Source organism: Microtetraspora sp. NBRC 16547, assembly GCF_030268965.1.
In the GTDB taxonomy this organism is placed as follows: Bacteria; Actinomycetota; Actinomycetes; order Streptosporangiales; family Streptosporangiaceae; genus Microtetraspora.
Genome location: NZ_BSSE01000002.1, coordinates 76,273 through 94,225 on the forward strand (window position 1 = coordinate 76,273; position 17,953 = coordinate 94,225).

Annotated in this window: 21 protein-coding genes and 1 other RNA gene; 13 read left to right on the forward strand and 9 right to left on the reverse strand. The window is 68.1% G+C overall.

The genetic code is table 11. The annotated features are described in order from the left end of the window. The 3 genes from QSK17_RS03055 to QSK17_RS03065 all read right to left on the reverse strand — a co-directional run bounded on the left by QSK17_RS03055 (window position 1) and on the right by QSK17_RS03065 (window position 3,589). On the reverse strand, window positions 1-1,284 hold the full coding sequence (locus tag QSK17_RS03055; RefSeq protein WP_285702810.1) for a sensor histidine kinase: 1,284 nt from the start codon (window positions 1,282-1,284) through the stop codon (window positions 1-3). Between the two features lie 152 nt (window positions 1,285-1,436). Continuing rightward, a complete protein-coding gene (locus QSK17_RS03060; RefSeq protein ID WP_285702811.1) occupies window positions 1,437-2,552 on the reverse strand; it encodes a M20/M25/M40 family metallo-hydrolase in 1,116 nt (371 codons plus the stop codon). After that, window positions 2,549-3,589 carry a dipeptidase gene (locus QSK17_RS03065; RefSeq protein ID WP_285702812.1) on the reverse strand — a complete coding sequence of 347 codons (1,041 nt, stop codon included), beginning with the start codon at window positions 3,587-3,589 and terminating at the stop codon, window positions 2,549-2,551. The genes QSK17_RS03060 and QSK17_RS03065 overlap by 4 nt, the downstream gene beginning before the upstream one ends. A 134-nt stretch (window positions 3,590-3,723) precedes the next feature. On the opposite strand from QSK17_RS03065, the gene QSK17_RS03070 reads away from it, so the two are divergent. The 10 genes from QSK17_RS03070 (at window position 3,724) to QSK17_RS03115 (ending at window position 10,655) form a co-directional block, all read left to right on the forward strand. Next, window positions 3,724-4,539 (forward strand): Nif3-like dinuclear metal center hexameric protein, encoded by an 816-nt coding sequence (locus QSK17_RS03070; protein WP_285702814.1) that lies wholly within the window; start codon window positions 3,724-3,726, stop codon window positions 4,537-4,539. A 30-nt stretch (window positions 4,540-4,569) separates the two neighbouring features. After that, window positions 4,570-5,310, forward strand: coding sequence for a zinc ribbon domain-containing protein (locus QSK17_RS03075; RefSeq protein ID WP_285702815.1), 741 nt, complete (start codon window positions 4,570-4,572; stop codon window positions 5,308-5,310). Continuing rightward, window positions 5,307-6,578: a bifunctional RNase H/acid phosphatase gene (locus tag QSK17_RS03080; protein WP_285702816.1), complete on the forward strand. Its 1,272-nt coding sequence runs from the start codon at window positions 5,307-5,309 to the stop codon at window positions 6,576-6,578. The genes QSK17_RS03075 and QSK17_RS03080 overlap by 4 nt, the downstream gene beginning before the upstream one ends. Before the next feature lie 123 nt (window positions 6,579-6,701). After that, an RNA gene (rnpB, locus tag QSK17_RS03085) (RNase P RNA component class A) lies at window positions 6,702-7,103 on the forward strand. A gap of 80 nt (window positions 7,104-7,183) precedes the next feature. Beyond that, complete coding sequence (locus QSK17_RS03090; RefSeq protein ID WP_285702817.1) at window positions 7,184-7,405, forward strand: sigma-70 family RNA polymerase sigma factor family protein; 222 nt, start codon at window positions 7,184-7,186, stop codon at window positions 7,403-7,405. A gap of 70 nt (window positions 7,406-7,475) precedes the next feature. Next, entirely contained in the window at window positions 7,476-7,907 is a 432-nt protein-coding gene (locus QSK17_RS03095) for a hypothetical protein (RefSeq protein WP_285702818.1), read from the forward strand. A gap of 7 nt (window positions 7,908-7,914) precedes the next feature. Then, on the forward strand, window positions 7,915-8,448 hold the full coding sequence (locus QSK17_RS03100) for a hypothetical protein (protein ID WP_285702819.1): 534 nt from the start codon (window positions 7,915-7,917) through the stop codon (window positions 8,446-8,448). A gap of 30 nt (window positions 8,449-8,478) precedes the next feature. Further along, window positions 8,479-9,063, forward strand: a complete 585-nt coding sequence (locus QSK17_RS03105) for a TlpA family protein disulfide reductase (RefSeq protein WP_285702820.1) — start codon at window positions 8,479-8,481, stop codon at window positions 9,061-9,063. Between the two features lie 543 nt (window positions 9,064-9,606). Beyond that, complete coding sequence (locus QSK17_RS03110) at window positions 9,607-10,095, forward strand: hypothetical protein (protein ID WP_285702821.1); 489 nt, start codon at window positions 9,607-9,609, stop codon at window positions 10,093-10,095. Continuing rightward, window positions 10,092-10,655: a hypothetical protein gene (locus QSK17_RS03115; protein WP_285702822.1), complete on the forward strand. Its 564-nt coding sequence runs from the start codon at window positions 10,092-10,094 to the stop codon at window positions 10,653-10,655. The genes QSK17_RS03110 and QSK17_RS03115 overlap by 4 nt, the downstream gene beginning before the upstream one ends. Window positions 10,656-10,911: 256 nt before the next feature. Here the strand turns inward: QSK17_RS03115 and QSK17_RS03120 are convergent, their stop codons facing one another. Together QSK17_RS03120 and QSK17_RS03125 are read right to left on the reverse strand one after the other, a co-directional pair. After that, window positions 10,912-11,199, reverse strand: a complete 288-nt coding sequence (locus QSK17_RS03120; RefSeq protein ID WP_285702823.1) for a hypothetical protein — start codon at window positions 11,197-11,199, stop codon at window positions 10,912-10,914. A gap of 156 nt (window positions 11,200-11,355) precedes the next feature. Beyond that, window positions 11,356-11,757 (reverse strand): hypothetical protein, encoded by a 402-nt coding sequence (locus QSK17_RS03125; RefSeq protein WP_285702824.1) that lies wholly within the window; start codon window positions 11,755-11,757, stop codon window positions 11,356-11,358. Between the two features lie 411 nt (window positions 11,758-12,168). Here QSK17_RS03125 and QSK17_RS03130 point away from each other — a divergent pair, with 411 nt between their 5' ends. Both QSK17_RS03130 and QSK17_RS03135 read left to right on the forward strand, forming a co-directional pair. Further along, window positions 12,169-13,044, forward strand: coding sequence for an EF-Tu/IF-2/RF-3 family GTPase (locus QSK17_RS03130; protein WP_352231764.1), 876 nt, complete (start codon window positions 12,169-12,171; stop codon window positions 13,042-13,044). Continuing rightward, window positions 12,996-13,763 carry a hypothetical protein gene (locus QSK17_RS03135; protein WP_285702827.1) on the forward strand — a complete coding sequence of 256 codons (768 nt, stop codon included), beginning with the start codon at window positions 12,996-12,998 and terminating at the stop codon, window positions 13,761-13,763. Before QSK17_RS03130 ends, QSK17_RS03135 begins: the two co-directional genes overlap by 49 nt. 393 nt (window positions 13,764-14,156) lie before the next feature. Here QSK17_RS03135 and QSK17_RS03140 read toward each other — a convergent pair whose 3' ends face one another. The 4 genes from QSK17_RS03140 to QSK17_RS03155 form a co-directional block, all read right to left on the reverse strand. Beyond that, the gene (locus QSK17_RS03140; protein WP_285702828.1) at window positions 14,157-14,705 is read right to left on the reverse strand and encodes an NADPH-dependent F420 reductase; all 549 of its coding nucleotides are present in this window, start codon (window positions 14,703-14,705) and stop codon (window positions 14,157-14,159) included. A gap of 266 nt (window positions 14,706-14,971) precedes the next feature. Continuing rightward, window positions 14,972-15,412: a tyrosine-type recombinase/integrase gene (locus QSK17_RS03145; protein WP_285702829.1), complete on the reverse strand. Its 441-nt coding sequence runs from the start codon at window positions 15,410-15,412 to the stop codon at window positions 14,972-14,974. A gap of 84 nt (window positions 15,413-15,496) precedes the next feature. After that, complete coding sequence (locus tag QSK17_RS03150) at window positions 15,497-16,123, reverse strand: NTF2-like N-terminal transpeptidase domain-containing protein (RefSeq protein WP_285702831.1); 627 nt, start codon at window positions 16,121-16,123, stop codon at window positions 15,497-15,499. A 394-nt stretch (window positions 16,124-16,517) separates the two neighbouring features. Beyond that, window positions 16,518-17,186 carry a YrhB domain-containing protein gene (locus QSK17_RS03155; RefSeq protein ID WP_285702832.1) on the reverse strand — a complete coding sequence of 223 codons (669 nt, stop codon included), beginning with the start codon at window positions 17,184-17,186 and terminating at the stop codon, window positions 16,518-16,520. Here QSK17_RS03155 and QSK17_RS36375 point away from each other — a divergent pair. Beyond that, window positions 17,091-17,738, forward strand: a complete 648-nt coding sequence (locus tag QSK17_RS36375; RefSeq protein ID WP_502889122.1) for a DUF8711 family protein — start codon at window positions 17,091-17,093, stop codon at window positions 17,736-17,738. The genes QSK17_RS03155 and QSK17_RS36375 overlap by 96 nt on opposite strands. Window positions 17,739-17,953: the final 215 nt, after the last annotated feature.

Below are 17,953 nucleotides of genomic sequence, written 5' to 3' on the forward strand. Positions count from 1 at the left end.
TCAGCCGGCCGCGGGGATCCGCAGCACGAACCGCGCACCTCTCGGAGAGTCCTCGAGGGTCAGCGAGCCGCCGTGAGTCTCCGCGATCTGCCGGGCGATCGACAGGCCGAGACCGGTGCCCCCTGCGTCCCGGCTGCGGGCCGCGTCCAGCCGGGCGAACCGCTGGAACACGATCTCGCGCTGGTCGGGCGGGATCCCGCCACCGTCGTCCACCACTTCGAGCACGGCCGTGTTTCCTTGGCGCTCGACGATGACCGTCACGTTGGAGTCGGCGTGGCGTTCGGCGTTGTCGAGGAGGTTGGTCAGTAGCCGGGCCAGTCGGAACCGATCCCCGTTGATCACCGCACTGGGCGTGAGGCGCCGGGTGACCGCGACGTCGCGCGGCCGCCGGTCGAGCTCGGACTCCACCAACTCGGCCAGGTCGATCGGGTCGTGCCGTCCAGGGGCGCCGGCGTCGAGCCGGGCGATCTGCAGCAGGTCGGTGACCAGGTACTGGAGCCGCTCCAGGCTTTCCAGCAGTGCCTTGCCCGTTTCCTGCCAGTCGGTTTCGTCGGGGTGGAGCAGCGCCTCCTCGACCTCCGCGCGCATGGCGGTCAGCGGGCTGCGCAGGTCGTGCGAGGCGTCCGAGGCGAACCGGCGTTGGTGTTCCACCGCCGCTTCCGCCCGGTCCAGCGTCTGGTTCGCCGTCTCGGCCAGCCGTCTCAGCTCGTCCTGGAAGTGCGGGACCGGCACTCGCTGGCTCAAATCGCTTGTGGTGATCTTCGCGAGTTTGTCGGTGATGGCGTCCACGGGTTCGAGCGTCCTGTTGACGGTCCGGTAGGCGCCGAGCATCGTCAGCAGCACCAGCAGGAGCGAGCCCCCGGCGATAGTGCCCAGCAACGGCGAGCTGACGTACCACGGCACGCCGGGGCTGGCGGCGTAGAGCCACCAGACCCCGTTGGCCAGATCGATCGGGAAGGCGAGCACGATCTGGCACTCGCCGGGGAACGAGGGCATGTCGCACAGGTGCCTGATGGCGTAGGTGTCGATGTCCGGCGTGCCGAAGTCGCCGAGCGGCGGCGCGTTCTTGACGTCCGGGGTCGCGGCGACCAGCGTCCCGACCGGGTTGTACAGCTGGGCCGAGAAGTCATCGGAATCGCGTATGGCAGTGGGGATGCCCTTGCGCCGCACCTGCTGCACGATCCGCACGGCGTCGGAGACGAGCTGCTGCTGGCGGTAGTCCGTGGCGTTGCCGTGGATGGCGAGCAGGATGAAGACCGACGCGACGGCGCAGAGCAGCGCCATGACCGCGCCCGCTACCACTGTCAGGCGCGTCCTGACGGACCATCCGTGCCAAACTCTCACCCGATCCCCCCGCGATCAGATGATCACAGTAGGTCAGCATGCGGGGGTTAGAGGGAGATACCACATCAAAACTGGGCAAACGTCGTGCCCGGTCACGGGGCGGTGTCCGCGAGCACCGAGTCGACCAGCGCCGCGACGAGCCGCGCGCGGACCGGCATCTCGCCGACGATCACATGCTCGTCCGCGGCGTGCGCCCCTCCGCCGACCGCGCCCAGGCCGTCCAGGGTGGGGCAGCCCACCCCGGCCGTGAAGTTGCCGTCGGAGGCGCCCCCGACGGCCACACCGTCCAGCGGCCCCATCCCGAGATCGTCCGCGAGGCGTACGGCACGGGCGAACAGCGCGGCCGACGAGGCGGGATCGAGGGGAGGCCGGTTGGGGCCGCCCCGGAGCTCCAGCCGCGTGCCCGGGAGCCGCGGAGCGAGCCCGCGCATGAGCTCGTCCACCCGGCGTTGCGACGCGAGGTCGGGCACCCGGACGTCGACGGCCACCCGGCCCGTCGCCGGGACGGTGTTCGTGCTGGTCCCCGACGAGAGCACGGTGGGGGTCACCGACACCATGCCCGCGTCGGACGAGGAGTCCACCCGGTGCGCGATCTCCGTGATCGCCAGGATCTGGTGTGCCAGCTCCACGCCCGCGTTGGCGCCGAGCTCGGGTTCGAGACCCGCGTGCGCGGCCCTGCCGTACACGAGCAGCTCGTAGCGGGAGACGCCCTTGCGCGCCGTCTTGAGCGCGCCTCCGCCGGCGCTCGCCTCCAGCACGAACGTGGCCGCGCAGCCCGCCGCGGTCGACTCGATGAGCGGCCGGGACGTCGGCGACCCCAGCTCCTCGTCACCCACGACCAGCACGCAGATCCCGTCGGGCGAGGGCAGCGAGGCGAGCGCGTGGAACAGCTGCACGAGCCCCGCCTTCATGTCGAAGACGCCCGGCCCGCGAGCCACCCCGTCGGTCACGGACCACGGATGCGCGAGCAGCGAACCGATCGGCCACACGGTGTCGTGGTGGCCGAGCAGCAGCACCCGCGGCGTGCCGAACGACCACCGCAGGTGGGTGACGCCGTCGATCACGATCGTCTCCGGCTCCGCGCCCAGGAGGCGGAGCCCCTGGTCCGCGACCGCCTTCGCGCTGCGCTCGACCGCCGCGTGGTCGGTGGAGTACGACTCGCACGAGACGAGCTCCTCCAGGTCCGCCAGCATCGCGTCGAGGTTCACCGGGGGTGCCCGAGCTCCGCGCGGAACAGGCGCATCACATTGCCGCCGAGGATCTTGGTGATCTCGTCCTCGGAGAGGCCGCGCTTGAGCAGCCCCTCGGTGACCAGCGGCATCCCGCGAGGACCGTCCAGACCGGGGATGGCCGCGTTGGTGTCGAGCCCGCTGAAGCTGACGTCCTCGCAGCACGGCGGGGTGAGGTCGGCGTAGACCTCCTTGATGAAGTCCGGGCCGAGGCCCACGTGGTCGATCCCCGCCACGTTCGCGATGTGCTCGATGTGGTCCACCAGATGGTCCATGGTCGCCGAGCGCGCGTCCTCGGTGAGGAAGGCGGCGAGGAAGTTCACGCAGATCACGCCGCCGGTCGCGGCGACGCCGCGGAGCTGTTCGTCGGTGAGGTTGCGGTGGTGGTCGCGCAGCGCGCGGGCGGAGGAGTGCGTGGCCATGACCGGCCGGGTGGCGATTTCCAGGACGTGCTCCACGCCGGTCGCCCCGAGGTGCGACACGTCGAAGATCATGCCCAGCCGTTCCATCTCCTGGACGGCCTCGACGCCGGCGCCGGTCAGCCGGGAGCCGGTGGCGTCCTCGCCGCTGCCGTCGGCGAGGGGCGTACGACCCCAGTGGGCGATCGAGGCCACCCGCACGCCGAGCCGATGAATGGTCGGGATCAGCTCGACGCTGTCGTCGATGCCGGGCATGCTCTCCATGGCCAGGACCAGCGCGATCCTGCCGAGGGCGAGCGCCTCGTCGATCTCGTCCCCGCTCCGGCACAGCCGTACGGCCTCGGGGTTGCCCTCGGCGATCACATGCGCGCACTCGATCATGCGCAGGGTCTGGCGGAGGGACCCTTCCGGGCGGAACTCGTCGTCGATGAACACCGGGAGGACCTGAACGTCCACCCCGCCCTCGACAAGCTGCGGCAGCCACTGGCGCTGGAAGAACGAGGCCCACTGCCGGGGCGGCCGGGCCGAGACCGCCATGAGCAGATCGTTGTGGGTGTCTGCGACGACGGCGTCGTTGTGCAGATCGTGAAAGGGCATGCCGGAATCCCTTCTAGAAAGGCGCTTATCGGACGTTACCCCCACTTGACCTTCGGCGCTCGGCGAGGCACGCCAGGAGAGGCACGGAGGAGTCCTCGATCACGGAAAGTCCCCGCCGGCGGTAGTCTGCGCCTGTGCTTGCGGACGTCGTTGCCGAGATGGAGACGCTGTACGACCCCGCCTGGGCGGAGTCCTGGGACGCGGTCGGGCTGGTCTGCGGTGATCCCGCGCAGGAGGTGCGGAAGATCCTCTTCGCCGTCGATCCCGTCGCGGCCGTCGTGGACGAAGCGATCGAGTGGGGTGCGGACATGATCATAACGCACCATCCGCTCTATCTGCGGGGCACGACCAGCGTCGCGGCCACCACCTTCAAGGGCCGTGTGATTCACCGGTTGATCAGGAACGACGTCGCGCTCTACGCCGCGCACACCAACGCCGACGTCGCCGATCCCGGGGTGTCCGACGCGCTGGCCCGGGCCGTCGGCCTGTTCGGAGAGCTGCGCCCGCTGCTGCCCTCCGCCGAGGATCCGCGCCGCGGCCTCGGCCGGATCGGGACGCTGCCGTCCCCCATGCCGCTGCGCGAGTTCGCCGCGCGCGCCGCGTCCGGCCTGCCGGCCACGGCCGGGCCGTTGCGTGTGGCCGGTGACCCCGAGCGGCCGATCGTCACCGTGGCGGTCAGCGGGGGAGCGGGCGACTCCCTCCTCGGTACGGCACGCGCCTCCGGAGCCGACGTGTTCCTGACCGCCGACCTGCGCCACCACCCGGCGAGCGAGTTCATGGAGGCCGAGGGAGGCCCGGCACTGATCGACGCCTCGCACTGGGCGACAGAGTGGCCCTGGCTGGCCGACGCCGCCGAGCGTCTGACGTCCTCGCTTGCCGTGAAGGGCATTAATGTTGAGGCGCGCGTCTCCCACATCGTCACCGACGCGTGGACGTCGACGACACCGTAATCGCCCCCGCGAGCACCTTGAGGATCTGCGATGAAGGCCGCACCCGAAGCACAGAAGCGTCTGCTCGATCTGGCGGAGCTCGACGCGGGTCTCGACCGGCTGCGGCACCGCCGCCGCACCCATCCCGAACTCGCCGAGATCGATGAGCTGTCCAAGAGCCTCGCTCGCGCCGCCACGCAGGCCATCTCCGCCGAGACCGAGGCCGGTGACCTCGCCAGAGAGCAGTCCAAGGCCGAGGCGGACGTGGAGGCCGTCCGCGTCCGGGTCGACCGCGACCAGAAGCGCCTCGACTCCGGTCAGGTGAGCTCCCCGAAGGACCTGGCGAGCCTGCAATCGGAGCTCACCTCCCTGCACCGCCGCCAGGGCGACCTCGAAGAGGTCGTGCTGGAGATCATGGAGCGTCGTGAGGCGGCCGACGCGCAGGTCGCGACCTTCACGAGCCGGCGCGAGGAGGCGGCCGCGACGCTGGCGGCCGCCGAGGACCGGCGCGACGCGGCCTTCACGGAGATCGACAAGGAGGCGGCCGAGCTGCAGGACCGGCGCCCTGCGATCACCGCCGACATCCCCGACGACCTGCTGGCGCTGTACGGCAAGCTGCGGGAGCAGTCCGGCGTCGGCGCCGCCATGCTGCACGGCGGTCGCTGCCTCGGCTGCCGGACCAGCCTCTCCATCGCCGACCTCAACCGCATCCGCGCGGCAGCGCACGACGAGGTCGTGCGCTGTGAGGAGTGCCGCCGGATCCTGGTCCGCACCGCGGAGTCCGGCCTGTGAGGTTCGTCGTCGAGGCCGACGGCGGATCCCGGGGCAATCCCGGCCCCGCGGGATACGGCGCCGTGGTCAAGGACATCGACGGCCGAGTGCTCGTCGAGGCCGCCGAGGCGATCGGCACCGCGACCAACAACGTCGCCGAATACCGCGGCCTCATCGCGGGCCTGGAGTCCCTGCTGACCGTCGGCGGCGAGGGGGTGTCCGCCGAGGTGCGGATGGACTCCAAGCTCGTCATCGAGCAGATGGCCGGCCGCTGGAAGATCAAGAACGAGGGCCTGCGGCCGCTCGCGCTCGAAGCGGGCGCGCTCGCCCGGCGGCTCCAGGTCACCTGGAAGTGGATCCCGCGCGAGCAGAACAGCCACGCCGACCGCCTCGCCAACGAGGCCATGGACGCCGCGGCCAAGGGCCTGAAGTGGGAGTCCACGGGCGTCGCCGACTTCGTGTCCGCACCCGCCTCCGGGACTGCGCCTGCGGCCGGGCCCGCCGCGCCCGCGCGTGAGCACGCGCCGATCTCCGACCTCGCGCCCGGGCCCACCGCACCCGCTCTCGTCCCCGAGCCGGCCGCCTCTCTTGCCGCGCCCGCGCCGGCCGCCCCCTCTACCGCCGTCCGGCGGGAGCGAGGAGAGGGCACCGGTTGGATGGCGCGCCCCACGCGCGTTGCCACGTCGTTCCTGCTGCTCCGGCACGGGGAGACGCCGCTCTCCGTGGAGAAGCGCTTCTCTGGAACGGGAGATCCCTCGCTCACTCCCAGGGGGCTGGCCCAGGCCGAGGCCGCCGCGCTACGGCTCTCGCGCGAGCCGTACGCGATCGACGTGATCGTCACCTCCCCGCTGGCGCGGGCCAGGCAGACGGCTGAGGCGGTCGCCTCGCGTACCGGCGTGCCGGTGCGGATCGAGCAGGACCTCAGGGAGGCCGACTTTGGCGCCTGGGAGGGGCACACGTTCGCCGAGATTCAGCGGAGCTGGGCGGCTGAGCTGGCGGCCTGGCTCAGTGACCCCTCGGCCGCCCCGCCCGGTGGCGAGAGCTTCGCCGCCGCGGGACGGCGGGTGGAGCTGGCCAGGGACCGGATCATCGCCGAGCACGAGGGCAAGACCGTGCTCGTCGTCTCGCACGTGACCCCGATCAAGCTGCTGCTCCGCTTCGCGCTCATGGCGCCGCCGGAGGCCCTCTACCGGATGCATCTCGATGTGGCCTGCCTCTCGGTGATCGACTACTACGCCGACGGCCCCGCCGTCGTGCGGGCGCTCAACGACACCTCCCACCTGGGCTGATCAGCACCGGGCGTTCACAGGGCGCGTTCGCCGTCGTGTGATGCCGGCGATCCGCGGCGTCCGGGCGCTCGCCGCCAGGTTGGACAGTGCTTGGGAGGCCGTTAGGCTGGGACGCACGGCGGACGAGCCGGCCGGGCGGCCGCGTCGGGGTCTCGTGTTCTGCATGGACCCCGCCGAGGAAGGTCCGGGCTCCACAGGGCGAGGTGGTCGGTAACGCCGACCCGGGGCGACCCGCGGGACAGTGCCACAGAAAACAGACCGCCCCCTTCGCGGGGGTAAGGGTGAAACGGTGGTGTAAGAGACCACCAGCGCCCACGGTGACGTGGGCGGCTCGGTAAACCCCACCTGGAGCAAGGTCAAGAAGGGACGCTTCGCGAGGAGCGTCCCGCGCGCGACGTTCGAGGGCTGCCCGCCCGAGCCGCGCGGGTAGACCGCTTGAGGCCGCCGGCAACGGCGGTCCTAGATGGATGGCCGCCGGCCGGTGAAAGCCGGCCACAGAACCCGGCCTACAGGCCGACTCGTCCGCCCGCGCTCGCCACCGCGCCCGCGAACACGTTCAGGCCCGCCGCCCCCGCTACCGGGCCGATCCCCACGTCCGGCAACAGGTGACGCAGCGGTTCCTCGCCGGTGTGGCCTCCCGCGCGCCCCGGAACCTCGACGTCCGCTACCGGACCGTCAACGGCGACCCGTCCGCGCTGCTGTTCGCCGGCGACGCACCCTTCGCCGTCATGGTCATCGACCTCAACGCAGAAGGAGATCAAATGGCGGAGATTTACGCCGTCACCAATCTCGACAAGCTCTCCCACCTCACAACACATGACTTCTGACCCCGTTGGCGAGTTGCGCATACGCAAGGAACAAGCGTTAACCGGCTTCGCGGCCTCCCCGGAGGCTAGTGTGTGCGCCGTCACTCGGTACTCCCCGGGTTTCGTGTTGCAGGTCGAAGTGGGCTCGTCACCTCTCGCGGACAGCCTGCGAGCGTACGGGGAGGCGACGTCGGACAAGTCGCGGGCCGGTGCGCCCGTGAAGACCGGCCTGTCCTCAGAGTCGACGCGATCCCCCGAACGGAGCCTCTACCCACCGCAGCCGAGCGCTTCCTACCGGGCCGGTGACGTCGTCGTGTGTTCGCAGCCCGACGGCAGCGTGCCCACCAAGCTCCAGCTCGCGGTGTTCCTCGCCGACGTCAGCGGCATCCAGCCGAGGGACGCGGTCGTCGGCAGGATCGAGAACCTCGGCGCCATCCAGAGGCTGGTCGACGCCGTCGCGAAGCAACCGGTCTCCAACGAACTGCTGACCGTGCAGCTCACCACCTCTCTCGTCATCGTCTAGGGACCAGATGCAGTACGTGCTCGGTGTACTGGCGTGTACGCCACTGATGGCCTCCACGATCGCGAAGGCGTGGGACTGGGCCTGGAACGCCAAGTCCCGCTCCATCCTGCCGACCTCTCTGGACCGTTCGCTCACCGTCGTCCAAGGTCTGCTCTGCGCCTGGTCCGTCCTAGCTCCGGCAGCCTGGGCGCTTTTCGCCGTAGCCGCTCTCTACGCGACGATGGGAATCGCGGTCCTGTGGCTTCGGGTGCACAGAGGGCCCGCGGACTGCGGCTGCAGGGGGCGCTCCCGGCCGGGCCGGCTGAGTTTCCGGCTCGCGGCCACGAACCTCGCCCTCGCGGCGGCGGCCGCGGCGGTCACGATGCTGGAAGCGGTGAATCCGGAATTCGCACTACGGCTCTTCGTGCTGGCCACCGTCGCGATCATCCTGTTCTTCCTCATGGTGATCGTTCCCGCCTACCGGCCGCTGATCAAGCGTTATCGAGAACTGGCCGACAGGTATCGGCTGTGGGCCGCCGGGTTCCCTCATCTTCGATCCTGATCGCCTGACCTTAGAGAGGAGATCGCGAGAATGCCGATCGCCATCGTGGTGATTGTCGCCGTCTGTCTCGTGTTCACGATCCTTAACATGATCATGACAGCGGTGCTCTTCCGGCAGCTGGGCCTGTTCGTTCTGGGGACCTCGCGCGGTGCCAACGACAGCGGCATCTCGATCGGCCGCAGAGTGCCCAAGACCGAGCTACCCGACATCCGCACGGGCCAGCCGGTGAACCTGCACGACGGGCGGGGGAAGCTGCTGTTCTTCGGGTCGACCACCTGTGGCGAATGCGCGCAGATCTACCCGGAGATCCTGGACGTGGAGCGTCGTTACGACATTCCCGTGGTGAACATCCTCTTCGGCTCGGACGTGGCCGACCTGTCGCAGTACGTCGAGAAACTCGACCTCAAGGGGGCGACCGTCTTCGCGACCGAGGACATCGCGCAGGCCTACGACGTCGAGGTGAGCCCATTCGCGTTCGTCGTGGACGACCGCGGAATCGTCGTGGCCAAGGGACTGCTCAACAACCGCGGCCGACTCATCGAGATGCTGGCTCCGATCCGGCAGGTGGACTTTCCTGAGGAGACCTTGAATGACATCGAAATTATCGCGCGATGAGAAATTCCAGCTGGGCGCCGCCCGGCTGACCCGGCGCATCGGACGGCGTAAGTTCCTGGGCAGGTCGGGTGCGGTGGCGGCGGCCATCGCTGGGTTCGTCGTCGGGGTCGACGCGGGCCCCGCCTTCGCGCACGGCACGTGCTCCCCGCCCCACGGCGCATACTGCCGAGGGTGTGCCGCGAGCTCGGAGTGCCCGACTGGCTTCGTCACCTGCACCCCCAGCTACAACCGTGGCTGTGGCCTATGCCCGTACAGCAGCGGCTGGTGGTACACGGGGACGTCCCCCAACCGGCACAAGTGCCGTGACTGCATCTCTTCGATTTACGGCCCCATCGGGTGTAGTGCCACCTGGCACTGCGGCTGCAAGTCCACGACCCACTACTGAGAAGGCTGCTCATGACGTACGTATCAGTGGTTCTGGCGGCGATAGCCGGAGTGCTCTCCTTCGGCACCTCTTGAGGCCTCAACGCTGCCGGCACGCTGTATGCGTCGCCTCCGGGTTGGGCTCGTAGTTTCGCGCGCGGACTCGTCCGCGGAGCAGGCATGCTGGCGGTCGTCGTCCTCGTGCTCGCTGCTCTTTCGTGGTCGCTGCCAGTGCGGCAGGAGGCACGGCAGGCGGTGGCCGCGATTGTGGTCGGAGCCTTCATGGTGAGCGAGATTCTGGGCGGAGTCGGACATCGCAGAATGTCGCTGCGCTGGCTGGTACCGACGACATTGGTCAACGGCAACGATGCCACGGCCGCGATTCGGTGGGGTCGCTCGCTCGGCTTCGGGTTCCTGACCGACGCTCCCTATGCGGTTTTCCACGTGGCGCTGGTCGTCCCTGTTATCTTTGGCCAGGTCGGCGTAAGTCTCGTCGTGGTCATCGCATTCGTTGTGGCCCGCGCGGTTCCTTATCTGATCGCGCCTATCGGGCGTAACGCGTCCTCGATTGGCGACTTCACGATCGGCGGCCGTGCCGTGCTTTTCGGCGGCGCACGGATTGTGTCCGCCGCGGCGTTGACGGCCACATTCGTCTGGATGGTGCTGTGAAGAGACTGATGAACGCGGTGACCGCGATTGTGCTGATCGCGGTCACCGCCGCCTGCGCGTCGAGCGAGGTCGAGCCCACGGCCGCCGACCTGCTGGCACGCCCGCTGAAGGTTCCCCAGATCCCGCCGGGCGGCGAATGCCCGGTCACCAAGATCATGACGCATCCCACCTCGCTGGCCGGCGACCTTCTGGGCGACGGCCCGGCGAGACCGGCCATCGAGTCGACGCTGCCCTACATCGGCGATGATCCGGGCACCCTGTTCGCGGGCAGTGGGTGGGGCGGAGAGAAGGTGTTGTGGCTGACCGACCCCGGTCTGAAGATGCCCCTCGTGATCAAGGGGAAGCAGCTGGACGGCGACGGTCCGGTCAAGTTCGACGGCACGGACGGCCAGCCCCTACTCGACGAGATCGTCATTGCGCCCGACCCGTCGGCCAAGGACTGGCGCGACCGCCCGAGTTACGTCCGCCTGAAGCAGCCCGGCTGTTACGCGTTCCAGACGGACACCGCCGACGCCACACACGTCATCGTCTTCCGAGCCACAGGACCCGTCGTCTCGTGAGCACTGTTCGTTCCCTGACAGAGCAATCCCGCCTGGTCGCCAATGAGTAATCCGGCCTGGTCAAGGAGCTAGTGGGTTCTGTCGACACGCTGGTCGACGAGGCCGCCGTCGCCGTGTACCGCTGACCAACCGGATCTCGTCGAGTGGCGGCACGAGGCCAGGAACATCTCGCGCGAGGCGTGGAACGGTCTGCGAGCCGGACCGCCGAAAGGCTCCACCGGGTGGGAGGAGCGACCCTCCCACCCTTGCCGGCAGATCAGGCGCAGTGCTCCCAGCCGCTCAACGTCTGGAAGGTCTGGCCAGCCGAGTCGGAGAACCTGCCACCCCACTGGACGCACTTGTTGTTGGCGTACACCCGCACCGGTCCGGCGTAGATCTTGTATTGGTTGCCGTCACGGTAGATGGTGGACGAGCCTTGCACCTGGATGCGTGCCTCGGTGAACGTCGCAGTGCCCGCCCCTCGGTCCTTTATCGCAACGACGCAGTTGTGACCGTTGCTGTTGTTGTAGAGCAGGTAGTACGTGCCCCACGGTGAGCTCGTCATCCGGTCGATGATCCGATAGCCAGACCCGCAGATGCTCTCAGGCGTTGCCGCACTGGCGGGTAGGGCAGGTGTCACAAGGGCCGCGGCGAGCGCGGTCACCACGGCAGCGCGAACGTAGGCACGGAAAGCAGTCATGATGAGAGACCCTCTCGGTAATTATCCGCAGTGAGAAGCCGTGGGAGATGTGGAAACTTCCCACGAATAGATTCTGCCGATCGCGTAGATGCACCGGCCCCCGCCGGGTAGCGAACGAGGTCCCGCGTAGTACTGGTACCGGCCGTCGTCATAGTCCATGGCGCGCTGCCGGCAGGAGCTGGCCGGCTTGGTTTCCTCACAGACGATCAGGTAAACCGCCATGGGTTTGGAGACACCCCAGGTGGAACTGGACGAAACCGTTTTCACGCAGTTGCGCTTGGTCGCGGAGTCGTAATAGACGTCCAGATGGCCGTATGTCTTAATCGCGATGTGCTCGATGAGCGAGCCGGAGCAGTCAGCGGCTTGCGCGGGGGACGCACCGGGCGCCACCAGTGCGACCATGACCAGCGAGATCGTGGTCACTATCGATCGTAAGCTCATACCGTCCTTTTTCTCAGTTGGTCCGGTCGGTTGACTGATATCGGGTTAAGGATCACTGCGCGCTTCGTAAAGGTCAAGAGGATCAAGGTTCTGTGAATCGGACTATTCGGGCATTCCCTTGGCCTGAAGTTATAAGGCGCGTACATAATCTGAATTATGGTTGTGCTGTGCGTATGTAGCCCGGTTTGAGGATGGCCGAAAGGTGGGCCGCGCGAGGTGGATCGGATGCCGGCGAGCTCAGGGAACGCGCGGAACGCCTCGCGCGGCGGCTCAGCGGCCGCGCGGAGGCGGTGCCGACGATCGCGAGGGTTGGTGGCGGGGGCGCACCAGGGGTGGAGCTGCCTAGCGCGGGAATCGCCGTGGGCCAGGAGCGTGGGGCCGTGTCCGGCGGTGATGATCGTCGTCGCCGCAGACGAAGGCTGGCAAGCTCAGTCGGCCGAACACCTGGCCGCACTCGACGCCCTGGGCGTACGGCACGGCCTCGCGGTCATCACCCGGGCCGACCTCGCGAATCCGGAGCATGCCCTGAGGCAGGCTCACGGCCACCTCGAAAAAACCGGCCTGGCGGGGATCGACAGCGTCGTCGTCAGCGGGCGGACCCGGCAGGGATTCCCTGAGCTGGAGGCCGCACTGGCCCGGCTCGTCGCCGCGCTTCCCGAGGCGGACACGGAGGACGCGGTCCGGTTGCGGATCGACCGGGTGTTCACCATCACCGGGGCCGGGACCGTCGTCACCGGAACGCTGACCAGGGGAACTCTCCGCGTCGGCGACGAGCTGAACACGGGCGGGCATCGAGTCAGGGTCCGCGCTCTCCAGACACTCGGCGAGAAAGTGGAGCGGGTCTCCGCGACCCCCCGCGTCGCCGTCAACCTTCGGGGCGTCGACCGTGACGACCTGTCCCGCGGCATGGCGCTGGTGACACCAGATGCCTGGATGGCGACTCGGGTCATCGACGTACGGCTGGATTCGGGCATGAACCATCGAGGGGATGCGGTCCTCCATCTCGGGTCGGCCGCCGTTCCCGTCGGGCTCCGCTCCCTAGGCGCCGGCACCGCCAGGCTCACCCTCAGCCGCCCTCTGCCGCTCAGGACGGGTGACGGGGCCTGCTCCGCGACCCTGGCCGGCACGAGATCGTCGCCGGACTCCGAGTGCTGGACGTCCGTCCCGCCTCACTGCGGCGCCGGGGTGCCGCGGCCGCCAGGGCGGCCGCGCTTGACGAGGTGGACCTGCCCGATTCCGCGACCCTGCTGCGCTGGCACGGCCTGCTGACGGGAGGGGAGCTCACCGCGATGGGATGCCTGCCCAGCGGTTCGCCTGTGGTCGGCGACTGGTACACCGACCCCTCGCACTGGTCGTCGCTGGGACGTCGTCTCACAGAGCACGTCTCGCGACGACCCCCGCTCGATCTGGGGATCACCGTGGATGCCGCCGCCCAGCTGCTGGGCCTGCCCGATCGGCGACTCGCCGAGGCGCTCCTCGCACCGCCTCTGATGGTCGAGGCCGGACGGATCCTTCCCGCCGCCAGGTCACTGCTTCCCTCGATCGCCAAGGCGGTCGCGGAGCTGGTCGCCGACCTCGCCGCGCGTCCCTTCCACGCCCCCACCGCCGAGCGCCTGGACGAGCTCGGTCTGACGGGCAAAGCGTTGGCGGCCGCGCTTCGCTCAGGCGCGGTGACGTCGATCGGGAAGAACGTCGTCCTTCTGCCCGGCGCCTCGGCTGCGCCATGGTCTCGGGCGGTCTTCCAACTGGAGATCAGCGAGGAGTACAGGCCTTCCCGGCGTAGCAGCGCGCCTTTGCCGGCCTTGTCGAGCTGTTCGTACTCCTGCAGGATCCGGGCCTTGTACGCCGCGGAGTACCGGCGGGCTGTTGCCCGCTCACGTACCTGCGGGTCAGGGGTCTCCGGGTCTGGCTGTCGTGCTCCCACGAAGGGATATCTCCTTCCCCACCCTCGACACAGAGTTATGTACCTGTTTGCTACCTCTGTCTAGTTTGACAGGGAGGGCCTGGACTGTGATGGCTCGCCCACGATGGAGGAGGCTTTCACCAAGGGGACGCTGCTGGCGGTTCCGGTGCTGGCCGTCCAGATGTGGCTGATTGGTTTCGGAATCCGGTGGCTTCGGAACGGGTCGCGCTCGCTCGTCCGGAGAAGGCGTTCGCGCCGCGGAAGCGCAGGGGGGCACATCGGGGGCACATGGCGTCGGAAGACAGCGGCGAACACTGTCAATTGACGGCAGCGTTCCTGGCAGCTCAGAAGCGATGCCTCTGATTCCGCCGCAGGTTACGGGCATGGGGAATCAGAACCCGGCCTACAGGCCGACTCGTCCGCCCCACCCCCGCCCGAACTGGGCATATGATCCCGGAGTTTTGCCCCATCCCTTTGATCAGAGTTGTCCGGGGCTGGCCATGCGATAGAAGAAGGGTCCGAGCCCGGCGGAGGCGACGGCTTGGATGAGCGGAAGGTGGTCCTCCAACATGCTGGCGTGCTCCAAGTCCCCGATATAGACGGGGTCAAAGCCGGCGTCGACGATTAGTTGCTCGGCGACCTGCCGAGCGTCCGGGTCGGCAGCGAATAGGTTGCTCGGGCGGACCCGCTGCTGTCCGATCTGGTCGTAGATCACCGCCCAGTTGGTGTTGAAGCTCTTGGCGGTCGGCCCACCGATGATGGACTTGATCTCGTGCGCCTGCGACGTGAACTGGGCGGAGCGTTGCCCGTAGGCGTTGGTCGCGTCGATGGTCACCTTGCCAGCAATGCCGGTCACGTTCGCCAACGCCGCCGCGATTGCCGGCCCGGGCACGGCGACCAGGACCACGTCGGCCGCCGATCCGTCACCGCCGTCACGGCCCAACGTGATGACCTCGTGCCCGGCCTTCGACCAGATCTCGGCCAGTCCGCCGCCGATTCGGCCCCGACCCACCGTGACGATCTTCATGTGCGCCCCTGTCTGGTTGTCTGACCACGACTCCTTGGGCCGGAGTTCAGATCCATCCATGGTCCCCGCGAATGGCGGACCGGGGGCGCTTTGGGGGCACATGGCTTCGGAAAACGCTGGCAAGCGATGACAACGAACGGAAGCGTTTTCGCATGTCGCTTGCGGTCGAGAGCGAATCCGTGCAGGTAGCGAGCATGCGGAAATTGAACCCGGCCTACAGGCCGACTCGTCCGCCCCTGCATCTCTGACCTGGGTTTATGTCTGGGTCAGGTACCGCTGTTCCGGTGCTGTTCCGCCAGTGCCGCAGCGATCATGACTTCGACCGCACCTCTGCCGAGGTCTTCATCGTCCGGGAACAGGTGGCCGTATGTGTCCATCGTCTCGGCGATCGTGGCATGCCCCAGGCGCGCTTGAATGACCTTCGGGTTCAAGTTCGCCCTGATGAGACTCGACGCGTAGAAGTGCCTCAGGTCGCTCAACAAGCGCGTCCCCTTAGGCAGGTCTGCCGCGGCGACAGCTGCACGCCAACACGTCCCGAATGTCGACCGCTGCACGGGCCGGCCGGAGCGATTGGCCACGAGCACCTCGTTCACGCCTGGGGCGTAATGCTGCATGTGAGCTGTGATCTGTTCGAGCACCGAGTCATCCGCCGGGACGGTCCGCCTCGAAGCCCTGGTCTTCAATGGCACCAGCTTGGTTGCCTGCATCTGCTCATGGATGTGGACATGGCGCCACATTGGCGGGCGACGTGGGCGGCCCATCATCGGCGGCAAGCTCGGCAGAGCGCCGCCCTAACCGGTGACCCCAGGTTGGGCCGAGTCGGCCAGGATTGCCGCCAGTTTGAGGCCTTCGTCGGCGAAGAGTCGTCCTGCCTGCTCTCCTTTGGCTCGCGTTTCCAGGAAGACCAGCCGGGAGGAGCCGTCGCGTTGGGGTACGACTCGGATCTGCCGTACCTCGCTGGAGCCGATCTCCTGCAACTCGGGGTGGATCACGGTCGGTGACCAGTGAACTTTCCAGGCGCGGTCAAAATCGATGATCTTCAGGTGTCCGTCATAGGTATAGGGGACCGGGCCGTCGAGGGTGACGGAGAACGTGGCGTAGTAGGTGGCGGTCTCCCCGAAATTCCGGTTGTCCTTGGGGTGGACGCGGATCCTCTGGATGGTGATCTTCTTGGCCTGGGAGCCCTTGGTGAAGGCGTCATAGATGCCGTCGAAGTCTCGGGGCGGTTCCAGCACCTGGGCTTTCATGGCGGGCAGGTCGCCGCGTTGCCAGGCCATCAGGAACGCGGTCGCCGTCTGCTGGGGCGAGCCTTTGGTGCGCACCGACAGGTAGACGGCAGTGCCTAGACCGAGGATGGCAGCCAGGGCTACGGCGGTGGTGATCCCTGTCCGTCGCCAGCGGGGAGGAAATACGGGCATATCGGGCGACCCTATCGGCTGGACCACAACACGTGATCCACAGGATTTGACAATTGCTCACCGTACCCGCCTGAGATCAAATACCGGGCCAACGTTCAGAGACGGGCCACTAGATCCCCGAGAAATGCGTGGGGGCCTGTGCAAACGCGCGTCGCGTCAACGCTGTCAATGGGGTGCCCGTCGCCGGCGCCGCGAGACTGGCGAAGAACTCCGCTTGTCAAAGGCAACCGCCAGGCGATCTTCGCCGAAGACGATGCTCTGGTTGGGCCTGGTGTACCCGTGACCGGCAGGCGGGCCCTCGCTACGCCGGCCCCGGGGCCGATAGGGCGCACCTCGGGACTGCGTTTCACCTTCCCACCTCCACGCCTGCCGGCCAATCCGGCACGCTATACGCTCAGCCGGACCATTGACGAGTCGGTCCGGCCAGCGTCTCGATGGACAGCGGCGGGCATGTCTCCTGCTTCTGGGTGAGGTCCGCGAGTTCCTCCGGAGGCTCAGCACCGTCCCGTATGGCCATGACATAGGCCTTTGCCTCCCGCAGTCCTGGCTGCGGAGCCTGCTTGCGTAGGTGGCGTATCGCGGCCATCGTTCCCTCGGAGCGCAGGAGCTCTCGGACGGTCGCGACCAGCGGATCGGGAGGTCGGATGCCCTTGACCTGTCGGAGGTACAGCTCCTCCCAGTCCTCGCGTACGTATGTGGTGACGGGGATGTGGTGGATGCTCTCGTCCTGCCGGTTCACCAGGTAAGGGCCGTGGCCCACCAGCATCTGCTCATGTGCACAGCTGCGGATGTAATCCACCAACTGCCAGAAGACCAGCCAGCCGAGAGAATGTTCCTCCACGTCAAGGACAGCGAGTTCGGGCAGTCGTGCCATCCACGGCGACTCTTGCCGCTCACGCGACAGCAGGGCCTCAACCAGTTCGACGGCGCGTTCCTTGGTGACCACGCCCTCATCATTCACCGCAACTTGGACCAGGCGCACACCGCCCAGATCGACTCTGTTCCGTCTCCGTTCCGCCGGAGCGCCAGCGATGCCCAGAACCTTTGGCAACTGCTGGAACATGAAATCGCAGCTCAGGCCCGATTTCGAGGAGTAGCCGCAGGCCAGGGAAATGCTGCGATAAGAACCCGGCCTACAGACCGACTCGTCCGCCCTCGCCCCTCTGACCAGCAGCTTTCTCAGCGAGGCCAAGATCAGGGCACATTCAGGGCACACGGACTCGCAGCGGCCTGCGGCAGCGGCAGCGGCAGGAGCGGAGACGACAAGGCAGCCGGCGTCACCGAGGTCGCCGGTGGTGGTGCCGACGGCGGCGCGGGAGGTGTCGCGGGTGGTGCGGACAACGCGGCGCTCTGCGCGGAGGCGCTCGCCGCGTCGGGCGACTTCATGACCAAGGTGATGGCGGCGGCCTCCGACCACAAGGGCATCAACAAGGCGATCTCGGACCACGCCAGCACACTCAAGAAGATCTCCGAGCGGGCTGACGGCGATCTCGAGGCGGTCCTGTCCGAGATGGTCGACGCGTTCTCCCAGCTCGACGTCGACTCCGTCACGGCGGCCGACGTCAGCAGGGAGGTCGACGCGGCTACCAAGAAGCTCATGGCCGCCTGCTCCTGAGCCCCTTCAATACTCCAGCCCCCAGTCGTGCGGCCTCGGGCGACAGTGCCGGAGCTGGCAGCTACCGCGAGCAGGGAGGAGAACGGCGCAATCTCAAGGCCGAACTTGTCGCGCCGTCGCCGTCCCGCTGCCGCTACCCGGTGGGTCGAGGCAGACGCTTGAGCCGGATGCTCGGAAACGGGCACGTCCGGTTCTGGGGGGGCCGGGGCGCCGCA

Bases quoted from the DNA above. Each gene is read 5' to 3' on its own strand.
- QSK17_RS03055 (WP_285702810.1), bottom strand. From the start codon at position 1,284: ATGGCGCTGCTCTGCGCCGTCGCGTCGGTCTTCATCCTGCTCGCCATC.
- QSK17_RS03065 (WP_285702812.1), bottom strand. From the start codon at position 3,589: ATGCCCTTTCACGATCTGCACAACGACGCCGTCGTCGCAGACACCCAC.
- QSK17_RS03075 (WP_285702815.1), top strand. From the start codon at position 4,570: ATGAAGGCCGCACCCGAAGCACAGAAGCGTCTGCTCGATCTGGCGGAG.
- QSK17_RS03100 (WP_285702819.1), top strand. From the start codon at position 7,915: ATGCAGTACGTGCTCGGTGTACTGGCGTGTACGCCACTGATGGCCTCC.
- QSK17_RS03105 (WP_285702820.1), top strand. From the start codon at position 8,479: ATGCCGATCGCCATCGTGGTGATTGTCGCCGTCTGTCTCGTGTTCACG.
- QSK17_RS03110 (WP_285702821.1), top strand. From the start codon at position 9,607: ATGCTGGCGGTCGTCGTCCTCGTGCTCGCTGCTCTTTCGTGGTCGCTG.
- QSK17_RS03120 (WP_285702823.1), bottom strand. From the start codon at position 11,199: ATGACGAGCTCACCGTGGGGCACGTACTACCTGCTCTACAACAACAGC.
- QSK17_RS03130 (WP_352231764.1), top strand. From the start codon at position 12,169: ATGATCGTCGTCGCCGCAGACGAAGGCTGGCAAGCTCAGTCGGCCGAA.
- QSK17_RS03140 (WP_285702828.1), bottom strand. From the start codon at position 14,705: ATGAAGATCGTCACGGTGGGTCGGGGCCGAATCGGCGGCGGACTGGCC.
- QSK17_RS03145 (WP_285702829.1), bottom strand. From the start codon at position 15,412: ATGCAGGCAACCAAGCTGGTGCCATTGAAGACCAGGGCTTCGAGGCGG.
- QSK17_RS03150 (WP_285702831.1), bottom strand. From the start codon at position 16,123: ATGCCCGTATTTCCTCCCCGCTGGCGACGGACAGGGATCACCACCGCC.
- QSK17_RS03155 (WP_285702832.1), bottom strand. From the start codon at position 17,186: ATGTTCCAGCAGTTGCCAAAGGTTCTGGGCATCGCTGGCGCTCCGGCG.